Annotated in this window: 2 pseudogenes; both read left to right on the top strand. The window is 38.5% G+C overall.

What is annotated here, in order from left to right:
• Positions 1–1,103 (top strand): annotated as a pseudogene (locus DYY66_RS15630) (TCP-1/cpn60 chaperonin family protein); the annotation flags it as partial.
• 1 nt (position 1,104) lies between these two features.
• A pseudogene (locus tag DYY66_RS15625) lies at positions 1,105–1,264 on the top strand (TCP-1/cpn60 chaperonin family protein); the annotation flags it as partial.
• Positions 1,265–1,369 lie beyond the last annotated feature (105 nt).

Raw genomic sequence — 1,369 nt, 5'->3', positions numbered from 1 at the left:
ACACAATATTCTACAGGCGACGAAGCAAGAAGATACAACCTACTTGCTGGCAAATTAATCGCTGATCTAATCAAGAGCTCATTTGGTCCAAGGGGATTTGAAAAAATGTACATTGATCTTCTAGGGGAGGTCACACTGACCAAGAATGGATCCACAATGTTACGCAAGATAGATGTCGAACATCCTGCAGCCAAGGTGATGATAGATGCTTCTAACTCAGTTGACAACGAGGTAGGCGATGGAACAATATCAGTGGTTCTTTTGGCAGGTTCTTTGCTTGAAAGGGCTGAGAAATTATTGGATCTTGGTATATCACCGACCACAATTGAGATAGGATACAAAAATGCTGCAGAGCAAGCTCTTCAGATTGTAAGATCGATTGCAAAATCTTCTAGTTATAAAAACAGAGACATCATGGTAAAATTAGCTGATACCTGTCTTAGATCAAAAGCAATCTCCGTACTGTGCGAAAAAAAATCTATAGCTGAGCTTGTGACCGATGCATTTTGTATGATAGCAGATTTTGTTGACAGGAAAATTGAGATTGATGACATAAAAATTGAAGAAAAACCAGGAAATACTTCAGATATTGAATTGGTAAAGGGAGTGGTCATTGATAAGACAATAGACAGTTCCTCCATGCCAAGATCCTTTGAGAAAGCCAAGATTCTTTTGATAAATGAAGAGCTTGACAATGAACGAACCAAAACTGATGCACAGATAACCATAAACACCCCTCAAGAGATGTCGGCATACATTTCAAGGGAAAGTGATACTGTAAAAGAAAAAACGCAGAGGATAATCAACTCTGGTGCAAATGTAGTTATCTCCCAGAAAGGAATTAGCCGACTTGCACTACAGTATCTCGCAAGGGCAAATATCATATCTCTTCGTCGAGTAAAAGAGAACGATATTCACTGGCTAGAAAAGGCAACTGGTGCCTTGATAGTGAATAATCTTGAAAATATAACTGAAGAACACTTGGGATTTGCAGGCAAGGTCTATGAGAAATTCATAGGTGATGACAAGATGGTATTTGTAACTGAATGCAAAAATCCAAAATCTGTCACTATCTTACTGAGAGCAAACTCTAAGAGAATGCTNACTGTCCTCAAGGATTTTTTTATCAACCCATCAATAGTAGCTGGTGGAGGCTCGACTGAGATGATAATTGCAAATGAGATAAGAAAACGATCTCTTTCCATTGAAGGCAGAGAACAGCTTGTAGTTCAAAATTTTGCAGAAGCTCTTGAAGAAATTCCACNGCCAAGATTCTTTTGATAAATGAAGAGCTTGACAATGAACAAACCAAAACTGATGCACAGATAATCATAAACACACCTCAAGAGATGCAGGCATACATTTCAAG

This window comes from Candidatus Nitrosotalea sp. FS (assembly GCF_011319475.1).
Classification (GTDB): Archaea; Thermoproteota; Nitrososphaeria; order Nitrososphaerales; family Nitrosopumilaceae; genus Nitrosotalea.
Note: the sequence above shows the minus strand (reverse complement) of the source record. Positions and strands in the feature narration are given on the sequence as shown.